At 70.0% G+C, this 17,956-nt stretch carries 17 protein-coding genes and 1 tRNA gene; 12 read left to right on the top strand and 6 right to left on the bottom strand.

Annotated elements, in window-relative coordinates:
- Positions 1-13 precede the first annotated feature (13 nt).
- Positions 14-646, bottom strand: coding sequence for a maleylpyruvate isomerase family mycothiol-dependent enzyme (locus tag ACWDUM_RS10150; protein ID WP_450133858.1), 633 nt, complete (start codon positions 644-646; stop codon positions 14-16).
- A gap of 1,021 nt (positions 647-1,667) precedes the next feature.
- Between ACWDUM_RS10150 and ACWDUM_RS10145 the strand changes: the two genes are divergently transcribed.
- Positions 1,668-1,832 (top strand): hypothetical protein, encoded by a 165-nt coding sequence (locus ACWDUM_RS10145; RefSeq protein ID WP_450133857.1) that lies wholly within the window; start codon positions 1,668-1,670, stop codon positions 1,830-1,832.
- A gap of 78 nt (positions 1,833-1,910) precedes the next feature.
- Here ACWDUM_RS10145 and ACWDUM_RS10140 read toward each other — a convergent pair whose 3' ends face one another.
- Positions 1,911-2,711 carry a hypothetical protein gene (locus tag ACWDUM_RS10140; RefSeq protein WP_450133856.1) on the bottom strand — a complete coding sequence of 267 codons (801 nt, stop codon included), beginning with the start codon at positions 2,709-2,711 and terminating at the stop codon, positions 1,911-1,913.
- A 248-nt stretch (positions 2,712-2,959) separates the two neighbouring features.
- Here ACWDUM_RS10140 and ACWDUM_RS10135 point away from each other — a divergent pair, with 248 nt between their 5' ends.
- Together ACWDUM_RS10135 and ACWDUM_RS10130 are read left to right on the top strand one after the other, a co-directional pair.
- The gene (locus ACWDUM_RS10135) at positions 2,960-3,841 is read left to right on the top strand and encodes a hypothetical protein (RefSeq protein ID WP_450133855.1); all 882 of its coding nucleotides are present in this window, start codon (positions 2,960-2,962) and stop codon (positions 3,839-3,841) included.
- Positions 3,842-4,086: 245 nt separating this feature from the next.
- Entirely contained in the window at positions 4,087-4,632 is a 546-nt protein-coding gene (locus ACWDUM_RS10130) for a hypothetical protein (RefSeq protein WP_450133854.1), read from the top strand.
- Between the two features lie 106 nt (positions 4,633-4,738).
- On the opposite strand, the gene ACWDUM_RS10125 is transcribed toward ACWDUM_RS10130, so the two are convergent.
- A complete protein-coding gene (locus ACWDUM_RS10125; protein WP_450133853.1) occupies positions 4,739-5,266 on the bottom strand; it encodes an alpha/beta fold hydrolase in 528 nt (175 codons plus the stop codon).
- A 153-nt stretch (positions 5,267-5,419) separates the two neighbouring features.
- Positions 5,420-5,502 (bottom strand) — tRNA-Leu (locus ACWDUM_RS10120).
- A 162-nt stretch (positions 5,503-5,664) separates the two neighbouring features.
- Here ACWDUM_RS10120 and ACWDUM_RS10115 point away from each other — a divergent pair.
- The 7 genes from ACWDUM_RS10115 (at position 5,665) to pknB (ending at position 15,316) form a co-directional block, all read left to right on the top strand.
- Positions 5,665-7,011, top strand: coding sequence for an FhaA domain-containing protein (locus ACWDUM_RS10115; protein ID WP_450133852.1), 1,347 nt, complete (start codon positions 5,665-5,667; stop codon positions 7,009-7,011).
- A 162-nt stretch (positions 7,012-7,173) separates the two neighbouring features.
- Complete coding sequence (locus ACWDUM_RS10110; protein ID WP_450113892.1) at positions 7,174-7,638, top strand: FHA domain-containing protein FhaB/FipA; 465 nt, start codon at positions 7,174-7,176, stop codon at positions 7,636-7,638.
- Positions 7,635-9,083 carry a PP2C family protein-serine/threonine phosphatase gene (locus ACWDUM_RS10105; protein WP_450113891.1) on the top strand — a complete coding sequence of 483 codons (1,449 nt, stop codon included), beginning with the start codon at positions 7,635-7,637 and terminating at the stop codon, positions 9,081-9,083. The genes ACWDUM_RS10110 and ACWDUM_RS10105 overlap by 4 nt, the downstream gene beginning before the upstream one ends.
- Positions 9,083-10,537, top strand: a complete 1,455-nt coding sequence (locus tag ACWDUM_RS10100; RefSeq protein ID WP_450113890.1) for an FtsW/RodA/SpoVE family cell cycle protein — start codon at positions 9,083-9,085, stop codon at positions 10,535-10,537. Before ACWDUM_RS10105 ends, ACWDUM_RS10100 begins: the two co-directional genes overlap by 1 nt.
- Positions 10,534-12,030: a peptidoglycan D,D-transpeptidase FtsI family protein gene (locus tag ACWDUM_RS10095; protein WP_450113889.1), complete on the top strand. Its 1,497-nt coding sequence runs from the start codon at positions 10,534-10,536 to the stop codon at positions 12,028-12,030. The genes ACWDUM_RS10100 and ACWDUM_RS10095 overlap by 4 nt, the downstream gene beginning before the upstream one ends.
- Positions 12,027-13,382: a serine/threonine-protein kinase gene (locus tag ACWDUM_RS10090; RefSeq protein WP_450133851.1), complete on the top strand. Its 1,356-nt coding sequence runs from the start codon at positions 12,027-12,029 to the stop codon at positions 13,380-13,382. Before ACWDUM_RS10095 ends, ACWDUM_RS10090 begins: the two co-directional genes overlap by 4 nt.
- Positions 13,379-15,316 carry a Stk1 family PASTA domain-containing Ser/Thr kinase gene (pknB, locus tag ACWDUM_RS10085; protein ID WP_450133850.1) on the top strand — a complete coding sequence of 646 codons (1,938 nt, stop codon included), beginning with the start codon at positions 13,379-13,381 and terminating at the stop codon, positions 15,314-15,316. The genes ACWDUM_RS10090 and pknB overlap by 4 nt, the downstream gene beginning before the upstream one ends.
- 149 nt (positions 15,317-15,465) lie before the next feature.
- On the opposite strand, the gene ACWDUM_RS10080 is transcribed toward pknB, so the two are convergent.
- Positions 15,466-16,125, bottom strand: coding sequence for an aminodeoxychorismate/anthranilate synthase component II (locus ACWDUM_RS10080; RefSeq protein ID WP_450113886.1), 660 nt, complete (start codon positions 16,123-16,125; stop codon positions 15,466-15,468).
- 25 nt (positions 16,126-16,150) lie between these two features.
- The gene (locus ACWDUM_RS10075; protein ID WP_450113885.1) at positions 16,151-16,885 is read right to left on the bottom strand and encodes a DUF881 domain-containing protein; all 735 of its coding nucleotides are present in this window, start codon (positions 16,883-16,885) and stop codon (positions 16,151-16,153) included.
- 220 nt (positions 16,886-17,105) lie between these two features.
- Between ACWDUM_RS10075 and crgA the strand changes: the two genes are divergently transcribed.
- Together crgA and ACWDUM_RS10065 are read left to right on the top strand one after the other, a co-directional pair.
- Complete coding sequence (crgA, locus tag ACWDUM_RS10070) at positions 17,106-17,369, top strand: cell division protein CrgA (RefSeq protein ID WP_450113884.1); 264 nt, start codon at positions 17,106-17,108, stop codon at positions 17,367-17,369.
- A gap of 118 nt (positions 17,370-17,487) precedes the next feature.
- Positions 17,488-17,946 carry a PH domain-containing protein gene (locus tag ACWDUM_RS10065; protein WP_450113883.1) on the top strand — a complete coding sequence of 153 codons (459 nt, stop codon included), beginning with the start codon at positions 17,488-17,490 and terminating at the stop codon, positions 17,944-17,946.
- The last annotated feature ends 10 nt before the right edge of the window (positions 17,947-17,956 follow it).

Genomic DNA, 17,956 nt, shown 5'->3' with positions numbered 1-17,956 from the left:
CCCCGTCGGCCGGTTACCGGCCGGACGCCGAATCGTGTCCGGGCGACATGCGTGCCCGCAGGAGCCCGACTCCGTCGCCCTCCAACTCGTCGAGCACCGACGCCCTGCCGACCATCACCAGTGCCAGTGCCTCCGCCTGCCCACGGACCTCGGGCCCGCTGCCGCTCGCCCACGCGAGGTCGGTCGCGGCGAACCGCAGGCCGCGGGTGAACCGGCGGGGCCGGACGAACGGATCGGGTCGCTCGAGGACCAGGCGCAGCCGCTCCGGGTCGATCGTTCGCGGGAGTCCGAGCGGGCGCCGGATGTCCTGCTGGTGCACGACGTGATCGGCGAGGGTCAGGCGCGGCGCGTACCGGGCGAACCAACTCGAAACCGCCGAACCCGCAAGCTGCTCGACGAGGGCATCGGTCGCCACGTCGCCGTGGGTGGCGACGTAGGACTCGTTGACGCGATCGGACGATCGATTACGCAGTGCCGCAAGGAAATAGCGAGGCATGGTGACCGAGTCCATCGACAGGTGCGTGGCGACGTCACGCACCGACCACCGTCCGCACAGCGACTGCGTCGACCACTGATCGGGACCGAGCGTCCGCAACAACGCGACCAGTTCGTCCCGCTCGGCCCGGATGTGGCCCCTCACGTCCATGCCGTTCCGATCCACCGCATCCACCCCCGTTGTCGCAATCTCCCCTGAGGGCCGAGTTTTCCACAGACCGATGCTCGTCGGCACCCGGAACAGGGCAGTGCGAAGGCCCGGCGAAAGCGCAGTCCGCCTCGACGAGGACGAACACCATCCCCCATTCTGGTAGTCGTTGACCACCACCACGGAGCCGCAGTGACGAGCAAGACGACACCCGATGCGTTGACGGCGCTCGACGTCGTCGAGCTCGGCGCGCACCCGGACTGGCCGCTGCACCTGCGCCGGCCGGTGCCGATCGAGTGGGCGGGCCGCACCTGGCCGACCCCCGAGCACGCGTTCGCTGCCTCCCACACCACGTCGACGATCGCCTGGGACCGCATCGCCGACCCCGACACCAGCAGCGCGGCCGCGCACCGCATCGGCACCGGCGCCGTCCGCCGCGACGACTGGCCGACCGCCCGGTTCACGGTGCTCCGCGAGATCGTCGCCGCCATGACCGACGACCTCGTCGTCGCGGCCACCCTCGCGGCGACCGGTGACGCACTGCTCGTCGCCGCCGGACCCGACAAGCTGTGGGGCCGAAACCGCGACCGGGGCTACAAGACTCCGATCGGCCGAAATGAGCTCGGCCGCACCTGGATGCGGCAACGCGCCGTCGCCCGGGGCGATGCCACGGACCGGTGGGTCCGCGCCGCGGTGACCGGGCACCGCGACCACCTGCTGCGGGAGCCCGGCACGGCCGAGTGGGTGCAGGGCGAGTTGTCCCGTCTCGCAGTCAAACTCGCCGCCGACCATGGCACGCAGATCGCGATCAGCGGCTTCGCAACCGGCGCGGACCTGTGGTGGGCCGACGCCGCCACCGAGGCCGGCCTGTCGCTGTGGGCGTACCAGCCCCACCCGGAGCAGACCGTCGGCCGGCCACCCGAGCAGGTCGCCGAACACCAGCGGATGCTGGCGATCGCGAGGCGCCGGGTGATGGTGGGGGGGCCGCCCGGACAAGCAGGTCTTCCGCGCCCACAACGCGCTGATGCTCTCCGACGCGGACGTGGTCATCGCCGTGCGAGATCCGCGCATTCCCGGCGGAGGCACCGTCGCCGCGCTGCGCGAGCTCGCGGCACGGCGGCCGGTGATCACGATCGACGTCACCACCCGGGTCACGACGATCGCCCGCGCCGACCCGCTGTTCGCCTGAGCCGCTCGGCGGCGCGGGCAGTCCGGTGGCGAAATCCATCCATCACCAGTGCCTCTCGTCGATCGGTCGGGCCTCGGGTCAGGAGCCGCCGAGCGGAGTGGTCAACTCGATGTCCCCCTTCGTGCACTGCGTTCCGTACCCCACCTCGCGTGACCGCGCGGCCGTCGGGCTCGCACAGGTCCAGCCGTCGAACTCGCGGATGTTCGCATTGCCGTAGTCCCCGGGCGGAAGCCCGCGATAGGTGTCGAGCACGTCCAGTGCGTCGGCGCAGGAGATCGCTCCGGTCACGACCGTCACCAATCGCCGACCGGTCGCTGCCCCACACAGGGATCCGGGCGCCGCCGGGGTCGTGCCGTCGGTGTAGTGGTCCATCGGTGCGAATGCCGTGGTGACGGGAGCAGTCGAGGTGGGTGCGCTCGGAGGAGCCGCCGGGCTCGACACCTGCGGACCGGTCAGGGTCAACTTTCCGTCGACGAATCGCGCCGCGCTCGGGCCGACAGTGCAGTCGAATCCCCCTGGGACGGCGGTACAGGTCGCGTCGTCGACGGTCAGGCGCGAATTCACCGCGAGCAGCGCGGCCCCGGGCGGGCCGCCCTCGGTGATCGTGGGATATGAGCCCTGCCCGGTGAGCACCACCGTGTTCGGGGGCCCGCTGAACGGCGCAGCAGTGACGTCGGGGGTTCCGTCGGGAAAGGTCACCGAGCAGTACACCGAGGTTCCGGCGCCGGACGAGCCCTGGACGATCACACATTCCCGCCTGGGGGATCCGGCGACGTGGAAGCGGTACCGCCCGGATCCGCTGTCGTACAGGGCGGGATCGACGTCGACAACGGGATCCGACGGCGGCTGTGTGACAGTGGAATTCGGCGTCGTGGTCATTGTGGTTGCGGTCTCCGCGGAGGTCGAGTCCGTGCCGCACGCAGCCAGCATGGCCACGCAGGCAACCGCCAGTACCCCCCGGGTGACCGTTGTAATCGGTCGTTGCACTTGTTGATGAAACCACGGCGGCAACGGCCCACTCGTCACCCGCGCGCGAAGCGCTGACGCCGCAGGGTGATCGATGACTCCGCGGCACGGCTCCCGGCAATCCCTGGTCAGCCGTGAGATCGCGGTGCCAAGATCTACGTGTGGACTTCGACAGCACCGCCGACGAACTCTACGGGGTCGAGCCGTCCGAGTTCGTCGCTGCTCGAGGCGCCGCAGTGGCGAGCGCCAAGGCCGAGGGTGACAAGGCTCTGGCGAAGGAACTGGCGGGCCTGCGCAAACCCACCACGACCGGGTGGGCGCTCAACCTGCTCGTCCGGGATCACCCGGAGGACGTCGCTCGCCTGCTCGATCTCGGCTCCACGCTGCGCGCGGCGCAGCAGGCGTTGCGCGGTGAGGAGTTGCGCTCGCTGACGGCCCAGCGTGCGGCGGTGCTGTCGGCACTGACGGACCGCGCGGCCGCCGCGGCCAGGGAGCGCGGCCGCGAGCTGACCGAGACCGTGCTGCGCGAGGTCGGGCAGTCGCTGTCGGCGGCCCTCGCCGACCCCGAGATCGGCGCCGATCTGCGGAGCGGACGGATGCTCGGTGCGGTGTCCTACAGCGGTTTCGGGCCCGCATTGATCGCTGCGGTACCCACACCAACGGAACCGACGACGGCCGAAACCGAGCCGGAGCCGGCCCCTCGGCCCGCGAAGCACACCACCAAGGCCGACGATCGACCGACACGGGATGAAGCACGCGACGCGGAGCGACGTGAGGCCCTCGAAGCCGCTCGCAGTGCGGCCATCGACCGAGTTGCCCAGGACGAAGAGGCGGCACGCGAGGCGAATTCGGAGCTCGAGGCGGCGGCAGAACGGGCGAAGGCGGCGAATCGGAAAGTGCAAGAGCTACGGGAAGAGCTGTCGCGGGCCGAGCACGAGTCGCGGTTCGCCGACTCAACCCTCCGCACCGCAGAGAAGGCGGCCCGGCACGCGGACACGCAGCTGACGCGGGCCCGGGAGAGCGCGGCCGAGTTCGACTCCTGACGGCATGCAGGCGCGCAGAATCTGATCCCATTCGAGGTCGATCGCTGGTGCGGGCGGCGTAACATCCGCCCGGTCGCCGAACGGTGGCAACAACGGTATCGACGGGGTGAGGAAACACGATGGTCGAAGGTCCTGAGCGGGTCGGTGTCGGGCGAGCCCGGGGCTCGAAATACACGCCACTCGCGGCCTGCCTGCTCGCTACCGGGATCGTGCTGGGGAGCACGGGAGTTGCAGGGGCCGAGGACATGTCGAGTTCGTCTTCCGCGCTGGACGTGGAATGGGAAGCCTCGTGGGCGGCATACGAGTTCGAGAAGAGCTTGCCCGACTCGGCACTGGCGACCGTGAACGTCACCCTGCCGGTCACCATCGACGCACCCATCGATCGGGTGTTCCCGGTGTATTCGAACTTCACCAACGGCATCGGTCGGCATCCCTTCCTGCGCGAGGTCCTCGACCGCCGCAAGTACACCGACGACGGTGCCGAGGTCTGGGAGTTCATCGCCCTCGAGGACATCCCGGCCGGCTCGGTGTCGATCCCGGGACGCACCGTCGGGCAGCAGCGGACGTACGCCGCCGATCACTGGTACAGCACCGACACCTGGGACGCGCCCGGCGTGATCACCCACCAGGAGGTCACCTTCGCCGAGGACGGCGGCGCGACCACGGTCACCGAGCACCTGACGTTCTCGGCGCCGGCGATGCTGATCGACTACACCGTGAAGAACGGCGTGTCGTCGCACATCGAGAACCAGCAGGCCATGAAGCGCGACATCGAGAACGGCACGCTCTAGACGCCGGTCGCAAAACCCCTGTGCACATAGCTCTTCTGGCGTGCACAGGGGTTTCGTGCGTCGAATCACCCTGTGCGTGCCGCAAAGGCCGTGTGCACAGTCGAGTTCACGGCCGAGCCCATTGGACTTGCCTCATCCCGCTGGGGTGCTGCTGGGGGTCGAGCAGGTCGATCGGTTCCGCGAAGGCGGCGCCGACTGCGTCCGGGTTGTCGAGCCACGGGAAGTGGCCGGCCCGGTCGATCCGGCGGTGCGTGATGTTCGGGCGGCGAAAACCCGGTTCGCCGCACCACAGGTGTTGGTCGACGACGCGGTCCTCGGCACCGCTGACGATGAGCGTCGGAAGGCTGTGCGATGCCCAACGGGCCCGGTGGGTGTCGTCGAACTGGGTGTCGGCCCAGGCCTCCGCAGCGTGGTTGTAGGGCGGGGTCTCGAGCAGAGCGCGGCCCGCGGCCAACGATGCGGGTGTGAAGTTCCAGGGGGCGGAGGCGAGGGTGAGCTCGCGCAGGGTCCGGTCGTCGGGTTGCGCGGTGTAGCGGGCCGCCGCCTCGTCGACACCCGGGATGGAGTGGCTGCGACCGTAATGCGCGAAGGTGGCCCGCCAACCTGCGTGCGGGGCACTGCTGATCAGAATCATCCCGACCACGTGGTGGTCGATCAGCGGTCGCGGATACCACCGCGCAATGACGAACCGCCCTCTGGATGCATGGCCACCCGCCAACGAAAACGAGGTCACGAACCCGACTGGGTTCGTGACCTCGTTCTGCGCAGTTCGTGGAACTGCTCTCTGTGGGCGAAGGGGGACTTGAACCCCCACGTCCCGAAGGACACTGGCACCTGAAGCCAGCGCGTCTGCCATTCCGCCACTCGCCCGAGCGACGCTGGAAACACTAGCACGGGCACCCCGGAAACGACGATTCGCCCCCCTGACCTGCGATGATGATCACCCCCGGAGCCTATGTTCGCCGACGCAGATATCATGCAGATGCGGTCGAGACTGACCGCGACACGCGGAGAGGGTCGAGAGGAGGCGGCGTGGGTATCGTCCAGCGCTTCGAAAGAAGACTTCAGGGCGCCGTCGGCGACGGGCTGGCCCGGGTGTTCGGCGGAGGTGTCGTTCCCCAGGAGGTCGAGTCCGCACTACAGCGCGAGGCCGTCGACGGTCTGCAGCGACTGGACGGCGGGCACACGTTGGCCCCCAACTCCTACGTGATCACGATCAACGAGTCCGATCACGAAGAACTTTCATCCGACAGGGACTTGACAGTCAAGGCGTTCTCCCGACACCTTGAGGACTTCATCCGCGATCAGGGGTGGCAGACCTACGGCCCGATCTCCGTTCGGTTCGAGGCGTCGCCCACACTCCACACCGGTCAGTTCCGGACCAGCGGTGCAGTGGATCCGGATGTGGGTGCAACACCGCCCCCGCAACCGAATCGGCAAGTACCCTTACCGCCCGCGAACGCACGACCCTCCGCACCCATGAACTCAGGAGCTGGCCAGATGACCCAGAACTCAGGTTTCGATCCCTCGCGCGAACCCGCCGACGAGGGTCGGTACCCGCAGGACCGCCCGGTCAGCGCCCAGAACGGCAACGCCTACCCGAGCTACTCGGCGGCCGGCGGCGGCTACGACCAGCCCCGCAACGGCTACGCGCAGGGCGGTGCCCGTCAGAACGGCTCCGAGTACCCGGCCAACCCGTACCCGCAGACGGACTACGCCAACCCCTACCCGCCGAGCAGCGACTACGCCGCGCAGTCGGACTACCCGGCCAACCCGTACCCGCCGAACCCGGACTACCCGGCGTACGGCCAGCAGCAGACGGACTACGCCCAGGCCGACTACGCGCAGGCGGACTACGCCAACCCGTACCCGCCGAACCCGGACTACCCCGCGTACGGCCAGCAGCAGCCCGACTACGCCCAGGCCGACTACGCGCAGGCGGACTACGCCAACCCCTACCCGCCCAGCACCGAATACCCGGCGTACGGCCAGCAGCAGGGCTACGGCCAGCAGCAGGGCTACGGCCAGCAGCAGCCGCAGTACGGCGGCCAGGCCTACGGTGCCGAGTACCCGAGCTACGACCAGAACCGCACCTTCACCGCCACCCTGCAGCTCGAGGACGGCAGCGGACGCAACTTCCAGCTGCGCGAGGGCCGCAACGTGATCGGCCGCGGTCAGGAGGCCCAGTTCCGGCTGCCGGACACCGGCGTGTCCCGCAGGCACATCGAGATCCGCTGGGACGGCCAGGTCGCGATGCTGTCCGATCTCGGCTCCACCAACGGCACCACCGTCAACGGCGCCCCCGTGCAGGACTGGCAGCTCGCCGACGGCGACGTCATCCGCGCCGGCCACTCCGAGATCCTGGTACGCATCGTCTAGTTACCAGAGAGTTACCCAAACCGACAGGCCAGCCACTAACCGACGGAAGTCCGACGGAGTTCCGTATTGTGGTGTGGGCGTTCCCCGGTGCGAGCGACGATCGCCGCATCGCAATACGACGCTGTCGGCACGATGCCGCGAACGAGGAGGAGGTGGACCGCTGTGCAGGGACTCATCCTGCAGTTGACCAGGGCCGGTTTCCTGCTGCTCCTGTGGCTGTTCGTGTGGGCGGTGCTCCGCACCCTGCGCAGTGACGTCTACGCCGCCGCCGGCGTCCGGGTTCCGCCCCGATACAACCGCAGCTCCTCGGTGCTGCCCTCGTTCGGCAAACCGAAGGTCGCCAAGAACCTCATCGTGACACAGGGAGCGCTCGCCGGCACCCGGATCACCCTGGGCACCCAGCCGGTCCTCATCGGCCGCGCCGACGACTCCACCCTGGTCCTCACCGACGACTACGCCTCGACCCGGCACGCACGCCTGTCGCCCCGCGGAACAGATTGGTACGTGGAGGATCTCGGCTCAACGAACGGCACCTACCTCGACCGGGCGCGCGTCACCACCGCCGTTCGGGTGCCGTTGGGCACCCCGGTCCGGGTCGGTAAGACCGTGATCGAGCTCCGCCCGTGACCCTCGTCCTGCGCTACGCAGCGCGCAGCGACCGCGGCCTCGTGCGGTCCAACAACGAGGATTCCGTCTACGCCGGTGCGCGGCTGCTCGCGCTCGCCGACGGGATGGGCGGCCACGCCGCCGGTGAAGTCGCGTCGCAGTTGATGATTGCCGCCCTGGCGCACCTCGACGACGACGAGCCCGGCGACGACCTGCTCGGCAAGCTCGAAGCCGCGACCCGGCACGGCAACGCCGCCATCGCCGAACAGGTCGAGGACGAGCCGGAACTCGACGGCATGGGCACCACCCTGACCGCGATCCTGTTCGCGGGCAGCAAGCTCGGCCTGGTGCACATCGGCGACTCCCGCGCCTACCTGCTCCGCGACGACGTGCTCACACAAATCACCCGGGACGACACCTTCGTGCAGTCCCTCGTCGACGAGGGCCGGATCACCGCCGAACAGGCGCACACCCATCCGCAGCGGTCGCTGATCATGCGGGCGTTGACCGGCAACGAGATCGAACCGACGCTGACCGTGCGCGAGGCCCGCGCAGGGGACCGCTACCTGCTGTGCTCCGACGGACTGTCCGACGTCGTCAGCGACGAGACCATCGCCGACGTCCTGCGCGGCGGCACCCCGGCCGAATCCGCGGACCGGCTCATCGAACTGGCCCTGCGCAGCGGCGGACCCGACAACGTGACCGTCGTCGTCGCCGACGTCATCGACCTCGACTACGGCCCGAGCCGGCCCATCGTCGGCGGTGCCGCCTCCGACGAGGAGGAGGACACCCCGCCGCCGGACACCGCCGCGGGCCGGGCCGCCGCGATGCGTCCGCCGCGGGCCACGCCCCGCCGGGTGGCCGTCGCCGAACCCGAACCGAAGAAACGTCACCGGCTGCGCTGGATCCTGCTGGCCCTCGGCCTCGTCGTGGTCCTCGCCGTGGGGGTGGTCGTCGGCCGGATGCTGATCCGGCACAACTACTACGTCGGCGCCGACGACGGCCGCGTCGCCGTGCTGCGCGGTGTGCCCGGCTCGGTGCTCGGCTACTCACTGCAGGACGTCAACCTCCTCGGCTGCGTCACCGACACGGGCGACCTGACGCTGGTCGCGCCCGAGATCACGCCCACCTCGTGCACGATCCTCACCGTCGACGACCTGCAGCCGTCCGCGCGGGAGCAGGTCCGGGCCGGGTTGCCGTCCGGGTCGCTCGACGACGCGAAGGACCAGATGCACCGGCTCACCGACGGCGACCTGCTGCCGGTGTGCACACCCGAGCCCACCACCACCGCGCAGCCGACGCCGACCCCCGCCCCGGCCCCCACACCGGTCCCGGAACCCGGGGCCCCGCCGGCCGCGCCCCCGGCACCGGCACCGGCTCCCACGGCCGAACCGACCCCGCCTGCCGCGACCACAGAGACGACGCTGCCCCAGGTTCCGGGACAGAATTGCAGGACCGGTAGCTGATGTCCGTGTCCTCGGCACCCTCGGGCGCCTCCTTCCCGAGTCCTCCGGGAGGGTTCGCCCCCGCCCCCCAGCAGTCCAACCGCCGCGGCGCGGAACTGCTGCTGATCTGCGCCGCCATCGCCATCACCACGCTTTCGCTGGTGCTGGTGGAGGCGAGCCAGGAACAGGCCATCACCTGGGACCTGGCGAAGTACGCGCTCGCGTACGCGGCGCTGTTCCTGATCGCGCACGCGGCCGTGCGCCGGTTCGCGCCGCACGCCGACCCGCTGCTGCTGCCGATCGTCGCGCTGCTCAACGGTCTCGGCCTGGTGCTCATTCACCGCCTCGACCTGGCGGACGCCTCGACCGCCGCCTACTTCGGCCGGGAGCCTCCCTCCCCCGACGCCACCCAGCAGGTGCTGTGGACGGCGCTGGCCATCGCCGGGTTCATCGCCGTACTGGTGCTCCTGCGCGACTACCGACTGCTCGCGCGGTACAGCTACACCCTCGGCCTGGCCGGTCTGGTGCTGCTGGCGATCCCCGCGCTGCTGCCGTCGTCGATGTCCGAGGTGAACGGCGCGAAGATCTGGATCAAGCTGCCGTTCTTCAGCATTCAGCCCGGCGAGTTCGCGAAGATCCTGCTGATCATCTTCTTCGCGTCGGTGCTGGTGTCCAAGCGCGAACTGTTCACCACCGCGGGCAAGCACGTGTTCGGCCTGGACCTGCCGCGCGCCCGCGACCTCGGCCCGATCCTGGTCGCGTGGGTCGTCTCGATCGGCGTGCTGGTGCTCGAGAAGGACCTGGGCACCTCGCTGCTGCTGTTCAGCACGGTGCTGGTGATGCTGTACGTCGCCACCGAACGGGCCGGCTGGCTCGTCATCGGCGGCGGCCTGCTTGCACTCGGGTTCGTGCTCGCCTACCAGATGTTCGGGCACGTGCGGGTCCGGGTGAACACCTGGCTCGACCCGCTCGCCGACTACAACAACACCGGCTACCAGATCTCCCAGTCGCTGTTCGGCCTCGCGACCGGTGGGCTCGCCGGCACCGGACTGGGCAGCGGCCGCCCGTCGCAGGTCCCGTTCGCGAAGACCGACTTCATCGTCGCCACCATCGGTGAGGAACTCGGTCTGATCGGGCTCGCCGCGGTGCTGATGCTGTTCCTGATCTTCGTCATCCGCGGTCTGCGCACCGCGCTGGCGGTCCGGGACAGCTTCGGCAAACTGCTCGCCGCGGGCCTGTCGTTCACGATCGCGATCCAGCTGTTCGTGGTCGTCGGCGGCGTCACCAAACTGATCCCGCTGACCGGCCTGACCACCCCGTTCATGTCGTACGGCGGCTCCTCGCTGCTGGCGAACTACCTGCTGCTGGCGTTGCTGATGAAGATCTCCGACGCCGCCCGCACCCCACCCGAGCCGAAGAAGAAGGGACCCGCACCCATCGCGGACGCACCGACGGAAATGTTGAGGCGCACATGAACACTCCGCTGCGCCGCGTCGCGATGGCCGTGATGGTGATGGTCGTCGCCCTGCTCGCCAACGCCACCTACGTCCAGGTCATCAAGGCCGACGACCTGCGCACCGACCCGCGGAACTCGCGGGTGCTGCTCGACGAGTACTCCCGCCAGCGCGGGCAGATCTCCGCCGGGGGTCAGGTGCTGGCCGCGTCGGTCCCCACCGACGACCGGTACAAGTACCTGCGCACCTACCCGCCGAACCCGACGGCCCCGTCGAGCCCGTTCGCGAACGCCCCCGTCACCGGCTTCTACTCGATGCTCTACGGCAACACCGGCCTCGAGCGCTCCGAGGACGCGGTGCTCAACGGCTCCGACAACCGGCTGTTCGGACGCCGCTTCTTCGACCTCGTCTCCGGGCGGGATCCGCGCGGCGGCAACGTCGTGTCCACCATCGACCCCGTCGTCCAGCAGGTCGCGTACGACCAGCTGACCGCGAAGGGCTACACGGGATCCGTCGTCGCGATCCGCCCGAGCACCGGCGAGATCCTCTCGATGGTCAGCACCCCCAGCTACGACCCGAACCTGCTGGCCAGCCACGACGGCAAGGTCAGCACCCAGGCGTGGGAGGAGCTCAACGCCGACCCCGACAAGCCGCTGCTCAACCGCGCGATCTCGCAGACCTACCCGCCCGGCTCGACGTTCAAGGTGGTCGTCACCGCGGCCGCGCTGACGAACGGCGCGAACCCGGACGAGCAGCTGACCGCCGCGCCGACCATCACCCTGCCGGGGACGACGACCACCCTGGAGAACTACAACGGCACCACCTGCGGGTCCGGCCCGACCGCGTCGCTGCGGGAGGCGTTCGCCCGCTCCTGCAACACCGCGTTCGTCGAACTCGGCATCCGGAACGGCGCCGACGCCCTCAAGGAACGGGCCACCGCGTTCGGGATCAGCCCGGACTCGCCCGGGATCCCGCTCCCCGTCGCGGACGGCACCATCGGCACCATCCCGGACGACGCCGCGCTCGGCCAGTCCAGCATCGGCCAGCGGGACGTGGCGCTGACGCCGCTGGAGAACGCCGTCATCGCCGCAACCGTCGCGAACGGCGGGGTCCGGATGCAGCCGCACCTGGTCGCGCAGCTGCAGAGCCCCGACCTGTCGAACCTGGCCACCACCGCCCCCGAATCCAAGGGGCAGGCGGTGTCCCCGCAGGTCGCGGCCACCCTCACCGACCTGATGATCGGCTCGGAGAACAACACCGGCGGCGGGAACAAGATCCCGGGCGTGCAGATCGCGTCCAAGACGGGCACCGCCGAACACGGCAGCGACCCGCGGAACACCCCGCCCCACGCCTGGTACATCGCGTTCGCGCCGGCCCAGAACCCGCAGGTCGCGATCGCCGTGATCGTCGAGGACGGCGGCGACCGGGGTGCGGCCGCGACCGGTGGCTCCGTGGCCGCCCCGATCGGCCGCGCCGTCATCGGTGCCGCCCTGCAGCGGGAGGGGGAACGATGAGCCTGCAGAACGGCGGTGTCATCGCCAACCGCTACCGGCTGCTGCGCCTGATCGCCACCGGCGGCATGGGTCAGGTGTGGGAGGCCACCGACAACCGGCTGCACCGCCGCGTCGCCGTCAAGGTCCTCAAGTCGGAGTTCTCCTCCGACCCGGAGTTCCTGGAACGGTTCCGCATCGAGGCCCGCACCACCGCCCAGCTGAACCATCCGGGGATCGCCGGCATCTACGACTACGGCGAGACCCGCGACACCGCCGGCGCCGCAACCGCCTACCTGGTGATGGAACTGGTCAACGGGGAACCGCTCAACGCGGTGCTCGCCCGGGTCGGACGGCTGTCGCTGCCGCACGCCCTCGACATGCTCGAACAGACCGGTCGGGCGTTGCAGGCCGCACACGCCACCGGGGTGGTGCACCGCGACGTCAAGCCCGGCAACATCCTGATCACCCCGACCGGGCAGGTGAAGATCACCGACTTCGGCATCGCGAAGGCGGTCGAGGCGTCACCGGTCACCCGCACCGGCATGGTGATGGGCACCGCCCAGTACATCGCCCCCGAGCAGGCCCTCGGCCAGGACGCGTCGCCGGCCAGCGACGTCTACTCGCTCGGCGTCGTCGGCTACGAGGCGCTGTCCGGGCATCGCCCGTTCAGTGGCGACGGCGCGCTGACCGTGGCGATGAAACACGTGCAGGAGATCCCGGCCCCGCTGCCGGCGGACCTGCCGCCGAACGTGCGTGAACTGATCGAGATCACGATGGCGAAGGACCCGGCGGCGCGCTACCACAGCGGCGGCGAGTTCGCGGACGCCGTCGCGGTCGTCCGGTCCGGTGGCCGACCACCGATGCCGGGGTCCGGTGCGCCGACGGTGGCGGTGGCGCCGCCCACCGCGGCCACCCAGGTGCTGGCCCCGTCGACGGGTGCCTATGCTGGGCCCGATCCGGCGGCGGAACCGCCGCCGTCCGGGCTGACCAGCGGACAGAAGGCCCTCGCGTGGGCCGGCGGCGCGTTGGTACTGCTGGCCCTGCTCATCGGTGGAGGAATGTTGCTGTTCGGTGGAGGCGGTGAACCGTCGAGTCCGGCGACACCGACGACCACCCGCATCCCGGTGACCACCACCCACGCCCCGACCACGACCCGACCGCCGACCACGGAATGGACCGCCGAGCCGACCACGGAACGCACGACGGAACGGACCACGGAACGCACGACGGAACGGACCACGACGACCACCGAGCCGCCGACCACCACGACGGAACGGACCACCACGACGACCACCGAGCCGCCGACCACCACCACGACCACGACCACCACGACGACCGAGACGACGACCTCGGCTTCCCAAGGACAGCCATGACGACACCGCGCAAACTCTCCTCCCGCTACGAGCTGGGTGAGATTCTCGGCTTCGGTGGCATGTCCGAGGTCCACCTCGCCCGCGACCTGCGGCTCAGCAGGGACGTTGCCATCAAGGTCCTGCGTGCCGACCTGGCCCGCGACCCCACGTTCTACCTGCGCTTCCGCCGGGAGGCGCAGAACGCGGCGGCGCTGAACCATCCGGCGATCGTCGCCGTCTACGACACCGGCGAGGCCGAGACCGACGGCGGCCCGCTGCCGTACATCGTGATGGAGTACGTCGACGGAGTCACCCTGCGCGACATCGTCCGCAGCGAGGGCCCGATGGCACCGCGCCGCGCGATGGAGGTCATCGCCGACGTGTGCGCGGCGCTGGACTTCAGCCACCGCAACGGCATCGTGCACCGCGACATCAAGCCCGCGAACATCATGATCAACCGCTCCGGCGCGGTGAAGGTCATGGACTTCGGCATCGCCCGCGCGATCTCGGACAGCTCCAGCCCGATGACGCAGACCGCGGCCGTGATCGGCACCGCGCAGTACCTCTCGCCCGAGCAGGCGCGCGGTGAACAGGTCGACGCCCGCTCCGACGTGTACTCGCTCGGCTGCGTGCTGTTCGAGGTGCTGACCGGCGAGCCTCCGTTCAAGGGCGACTCCCCGGTCGCGGTCGCCTACCAGCACGTCCGCGAGGATCCGGCGCTCCCGTCGTCGGTGAACCCCGACATCCCGCGCGAGCTGGACTCGGTGATCCTCAAGGCGATGAGCAAGAACCCGGCGAACCGTTACCAGAGCGCCGCCGAGATGCGCGGCGACCTGGTGCGGGTGCTCGGCGGGCAGCGTCCGTCGGCACCCATGGTGATGAACGACGAGGACCGCACCACCATCCTCGGCGCCGTCGACAACAACTCCGGCCGGTACGCGGCGACCGCGCCCGCCAACCCGGCGCCGGCGGCCCCCGCCGCTGCCGCGGCGGCGCAGCCCCAGCAGGGGTCCCGCAAGGCCCTGAAGATGACGCTCGCGGCGATCGCGGCCCTCGCCGTGATCGGCATCGTCGGCGCGTTCCTGTGGTCGCTCGGCCCCGGGTCGAAGGCCGCGCAGGTCACCGTCCCCGACGTGACCAACCAGTCGTCGCAGGCCGCACAGACCGAACTGCAGAACCTCGGCTTCCGGGTGCAGACACAGCCGAAGCCGAGCGACGTCGTCGCCAACGGCAACGTCATCGCCACCATTCCCGTCGCCGGCTCCCGGGCCGACGAGGGCACCGTCGTGACCCTCGACGTCTCGTCCGGGCCGCAGCAGGTGGAGGTGCCGAAGCTGACCGGCATGACGCAGTCGCAGGCCGCGCAGGCGCTGAACGCGATCGGGTTGTCGCTGGACCCGACCGTGGACCGGGCGCCGTCCTCGACCGACCAGCTCGACAAGGTCACCGCGCAGGAGCCGACCTCCGGCACGAAGGTCGATCTCAACGGCACCGTCCAGGTGACCCTCGGCAGCGGACCCGAACAGGTCCGGGTGCCGAACGTCGTCGGGCAGACCCTCGAGGTGGCCCAGCCGAACATCGAGGGCGCCGGCTTCAAGGTCCAGGTCGAGAACATCGACTCCGGCCGCCCCAAGGGCCAGGTGGTGTCCACCGAACCGACCGGCGGCGACACCGCCTCCCGCGGCAGCACCGTCACGATCAAGGTGTCGAACGGCAACATGATCCAGATGCCGGACCTGAGCAACCTGACCGTCTCGCAGGCCCTCGACTCGCTCCGCAAGGCCGGCTGGACCGGCTCGTCGAGCCAGCTGGTGCAGCGTCCGGAGCCCACCCTGGAAACGGATCAGGTCGGCAAGGTGGTCTCGCAGACCCAGCCTTCGGGTTCCGAGGTGTCGAAGACCGCGTCGATCACCGTCGGCATCGGTCAGCTCGGCATCCCGAGCGGCGGCCGCTGACCCCACCCCGGTTTTCCGAACGGCCCACCGGTTCAGTTGACCTGAACCGGTGGGCCGTTCGGGAGTTTTGGGAGCGCAGGCGGGTTCCCTAATGTCACATTGGCTCGCCTGAAGTGACTCGATGTGACATTACGGAACCCGGGCGCAGGTCACGAGTGGGTGAGGGCGTCGCCGAGGGCGCGAGCCATCTCGGCTTCGAGGGTCTCGATCAGCGCCTCGGCAGGCCGCTCACCACACACCTCGAGCCAGTTCGCGAGCATCCGGTGCCCGCCCTGCGTGAGCACCGACTCCGGATGGAACTGGACGCCGTGAATCGGCAGGTCCCGATGCCGCAGCGCCATTACGATGCCGGTGTCGGTGTGAGCCGTCGGGATCAGTTCCTCGGGCATCGTCTCGGGCAGCACGGTCAGCGAGTGGTACCGGGTCGCGGTGAACGGGCTCGGCAGCCCGGCGAGCACGCCGGTGCCGTCGTGCGTGACCTGGCTGGTCTTGCCGTGCAGCAGCTCCGGTGCCCGGTCGACGGTGGCGCCGAACGCGGCCCCGATCGACTGGTGGCCCAGGCACACACCCAGCAGCGGCGTGCCCGTCTCCGCGCAGGCCGCGACCAGGTCCATGCTGGCGCCGGCCCGCTGCGGGGTGCCGGGACCGGGGCTCAGGAGGATGCCGTCGAACTCCGCCGCGACGGCCGCGCGGTCGTCGAGGCGCGGGTCGTCGTTGCGCCACACGGTCGCCGTCGTGCCCAGCTGACCCAGGTACTGGACCAGGTTGAAGACGAAGCTGTCGTAGTTGTCGACGACGAGGATGCGCATGGCGTCAGGATAAGGGGACGCCGGGTCACCGGGCGAACTTGGTGCGCATCTGCCCGTCGTAGGCGGGGACGGTCAGCGAATCCGAAGTGGTCTGGCTGAACCCGAGCCCGTACCGGACCGCGTACTGCTTGAACAGCCGCACGCCCGGTTCGGCGTCCAGGGCTGCGGTGAGCCGGGCGGGGTCGCCCAGCGCGGTCATCACATACGGCGGGCTGTAGGTACGACCGTGCAGCAGCAGCGTGTTGCCGATGCAACGGGGTGCCGTGGTGGCGACGACCCGCTGGTCCTGCATGCCGACGGCGGTCGCGCCGCCCGCCCACAGCGCGTTGAGCACCGACTGCACGTCCTGCTGGTGCACGACCAGATCGTCGGGCCGGGCTCCGGCGGGATAGTTGCCGTCGGAGTCGCGGGGGGCGTCGGTGAGGGTGACGGTGACGCCGGCACCGGTGGCCTCGGACAACCCCGCCGCGCCCTCGAGGCTGCGCACCCGGTCCAGGACCTGCGCGACCCCGGTGTCGGAGCCGGCGGCGCTGGCCTGCAGCGCGTCGACCTGCGCGACGAGTCCGTCCCGGTCGGCGGTGACCCGGTCGAGGTCGCCCTGCGCGGCCCGCACCAGGTCGGACAGTCGGGTGGTGTCTCCGCGCCGCAACTCGTCGCCCGCGGAAACCTCGCGGGCGGTGGCGAACAGCAACCCCGCGACCAGGCAGACGATCGGCACGCCCACCAGCCAGAGCCGCGACCGGCGGACGCCTTCGGTCATCTCTGTGCCTTCCCCGCGCAGTCGGAGTGTCATCGGTGATCTGGTCCGCCGCCGGCGGAGTGGTCGAGGTCCGCCCCGGGCGGTTCGGTGCTGGGCTAGCGTGTATCCCGCTACCGTAGGCTCGAATCTACCTGGGAGGTGTCGGAGACGACGCCGACCGCGGTCGCACACCGTTCATCCACAGGGCCGGCTGCCCTGGTCACAATCACCCGAGGACGTCATGCCGAAGTCGAAGGTCCGGAAGAAGACGGACTACACCGTTGGCCCTGCGAACCGCACGCCCGTGAAGGTCAAGGCCGGACCGTCGAGCACCTTGTACGTGTCGGTGATGCTCGGCCTGATGCTGATCGGTCTGGCGTGGCTGATCGTGTACTACCTGGCCGGGGACCAGATCGAGTTCATCAACAACCTGGGTGCATACAACTTCCTGATCGGGTTCGGATTCATGGTCGCCGGCCTGATCATGACGATGCGGTGGCGATGACCTGCAGTTTCACCCGTCCACTCCCCGCCAATTACACACATGTCATTCATCCCCATTGTGGATAACCGCTGTGGATAACTTCGGGAGTACGAGTGCACAACCCACCTCGGGGCCGAGAATGACGCCCCCACGGTCCTGGTCCACCCCGACGGCGGCGCTGGCCGCCACGGGGATCGGCGGGGTGGCGATGGCGGCGGCCGCCCTCGCGCTGCCCGCGGATCCCGCCGGACGGTTCCTGATCGGCCTGGCCGCGCTCGGCCTGCTCGTGGTGACCGCGTTGGGCCTGCGGCAGCGGCCGCGGCTCGCGATCCAGGAGGGCAACCGCGGCCTGACCATGCAGCGCCTGCGCGGGCGCCTCGACGTCGACCGCTCCGAGCTGAGCCGGGTCCGCATCGTCCGCTACCCGCGTCTCGGCCGCCGCGTCCCGATGCTCGAGATCGACGTGCGACCGCCCGGGTCCGATGACGACCGGCTGATCATCTTCGGTCGCTGGGATCTCGGCGCCGATCCGACCGTCGTCTTCGAGGAGCTGAACTCCCGCGGCCTGGTCCCGCCGGACCGTCGCACCACTCCCTGACGACGGGGAA

The organism is Rhodococcus sp. NPDC003322, from assembly GCF_053589555.1.
Note: the sequence above shows the minus strand (reverse complement) of the source record. Positions and strands in the feature narration are given on the sequence as shown.

What these genes read in the sequence shown, in the direction of transcription:
- ACWDUM_RS10150 (WP_450133858.1), bottom strand. Translation starts at nt 646, where the DNA reads ATGGACGTGAGGGGCCACATCCGGGCCGAGCGGGACGAACTGGTCGCG.
- ACWDUM_RS10145 (WP_450133857.1), top strand. Translation starts at nt 1,668, where the DNA reads ATGCTCTCCGACGCGGACGTGGTCATCGCCGTGCGAGATCCGCGCATT.
- ACWDUM_RS10140 (WP_450133856.1), bottom strand. Translation starts at nt 2,711, where the DNA reads ATGACCACGACGCCGAATTCCACTGTCACACAGCCGCCGTCGGATCCC.
- ACWDUM_RS10130 (WP_450133854.1), top strand. Translation starts at nt 4,087, where the DNA reads ATGTCGAGTTCGTCTTCCGCGCTGGACGTGGAATGGGAAGCCTCGTGG.
- ACWDUM_RS10125 (WP_450133853.1), bottom strand. Translation starts at nt 5,266, where the DNA reads ATGATTCTGATCAGCAGTGCCCCGCACGCAGGTTGGCGGGCCACCTTC.
- ACWDUM_RS10100 (WP_450113890.1), top strand. Translation starts at nt 9,083, where the DNA reads ATGTCCGTGTCCTCGGCACCCTCGGGCGCCTCCTTCCCGAGTCCTCCG.
- ACWDUM_RS10095 (WP_450113889.1), top strand. Translation starts at nt 10,534, where the DNA reads ATGAACACTCCGCTGCGCCGCGTCGCGATGGCCGTGATGGTGATGGTC.
- ACWDUM_RS10090 (WP_450133851.1), top strand. Translation starts at nt 12,027, where the DNA reads ATGAGCCTGCAGAACGGCGGTGTCATCGCCAACCGCTACCGGCTGCTG.
- pknB (WP_450133850.1), top strand. Translation starts at nt 13,379, where the DNA reads ATGACGACACCGCGCAAACTCTCCTCCCGCTACGAGCTGGGTGAGATT.
- ACWDUM_RS10080 (WP_450113886.1), bottom strand. Translation starts at nt 16,125, where the DNA reads ATGCGCATCCTCGTCGTCGACAACTACGACAGCTTCGTCTTCAACCTG.
- ACWDUM_RS10075 (WP_450113885.1), bottom strand. Translation starts at nt 16,885, where the DNA reads ATGACCGAAGGCGTCCGCCGGTCGCGGCTCTGGCTGGTGGGCGTGCCG.
- crgA (WP_450113884.1), top strand. Translation starts at nt 17,106, where the DNA reads ATGCCGAAGTCGAAGGTCCGGAAGAAGACGGACTACACCGTTGGCCCT.
- ACWDUM_RS10065 (WP_450113883.1), top strand. Translation starts at nt 17,488, where the DNA reads ATGACGCCCCCACGGTCCTGGTCCACCCCGACGGCGGCGCTGGCCGCC.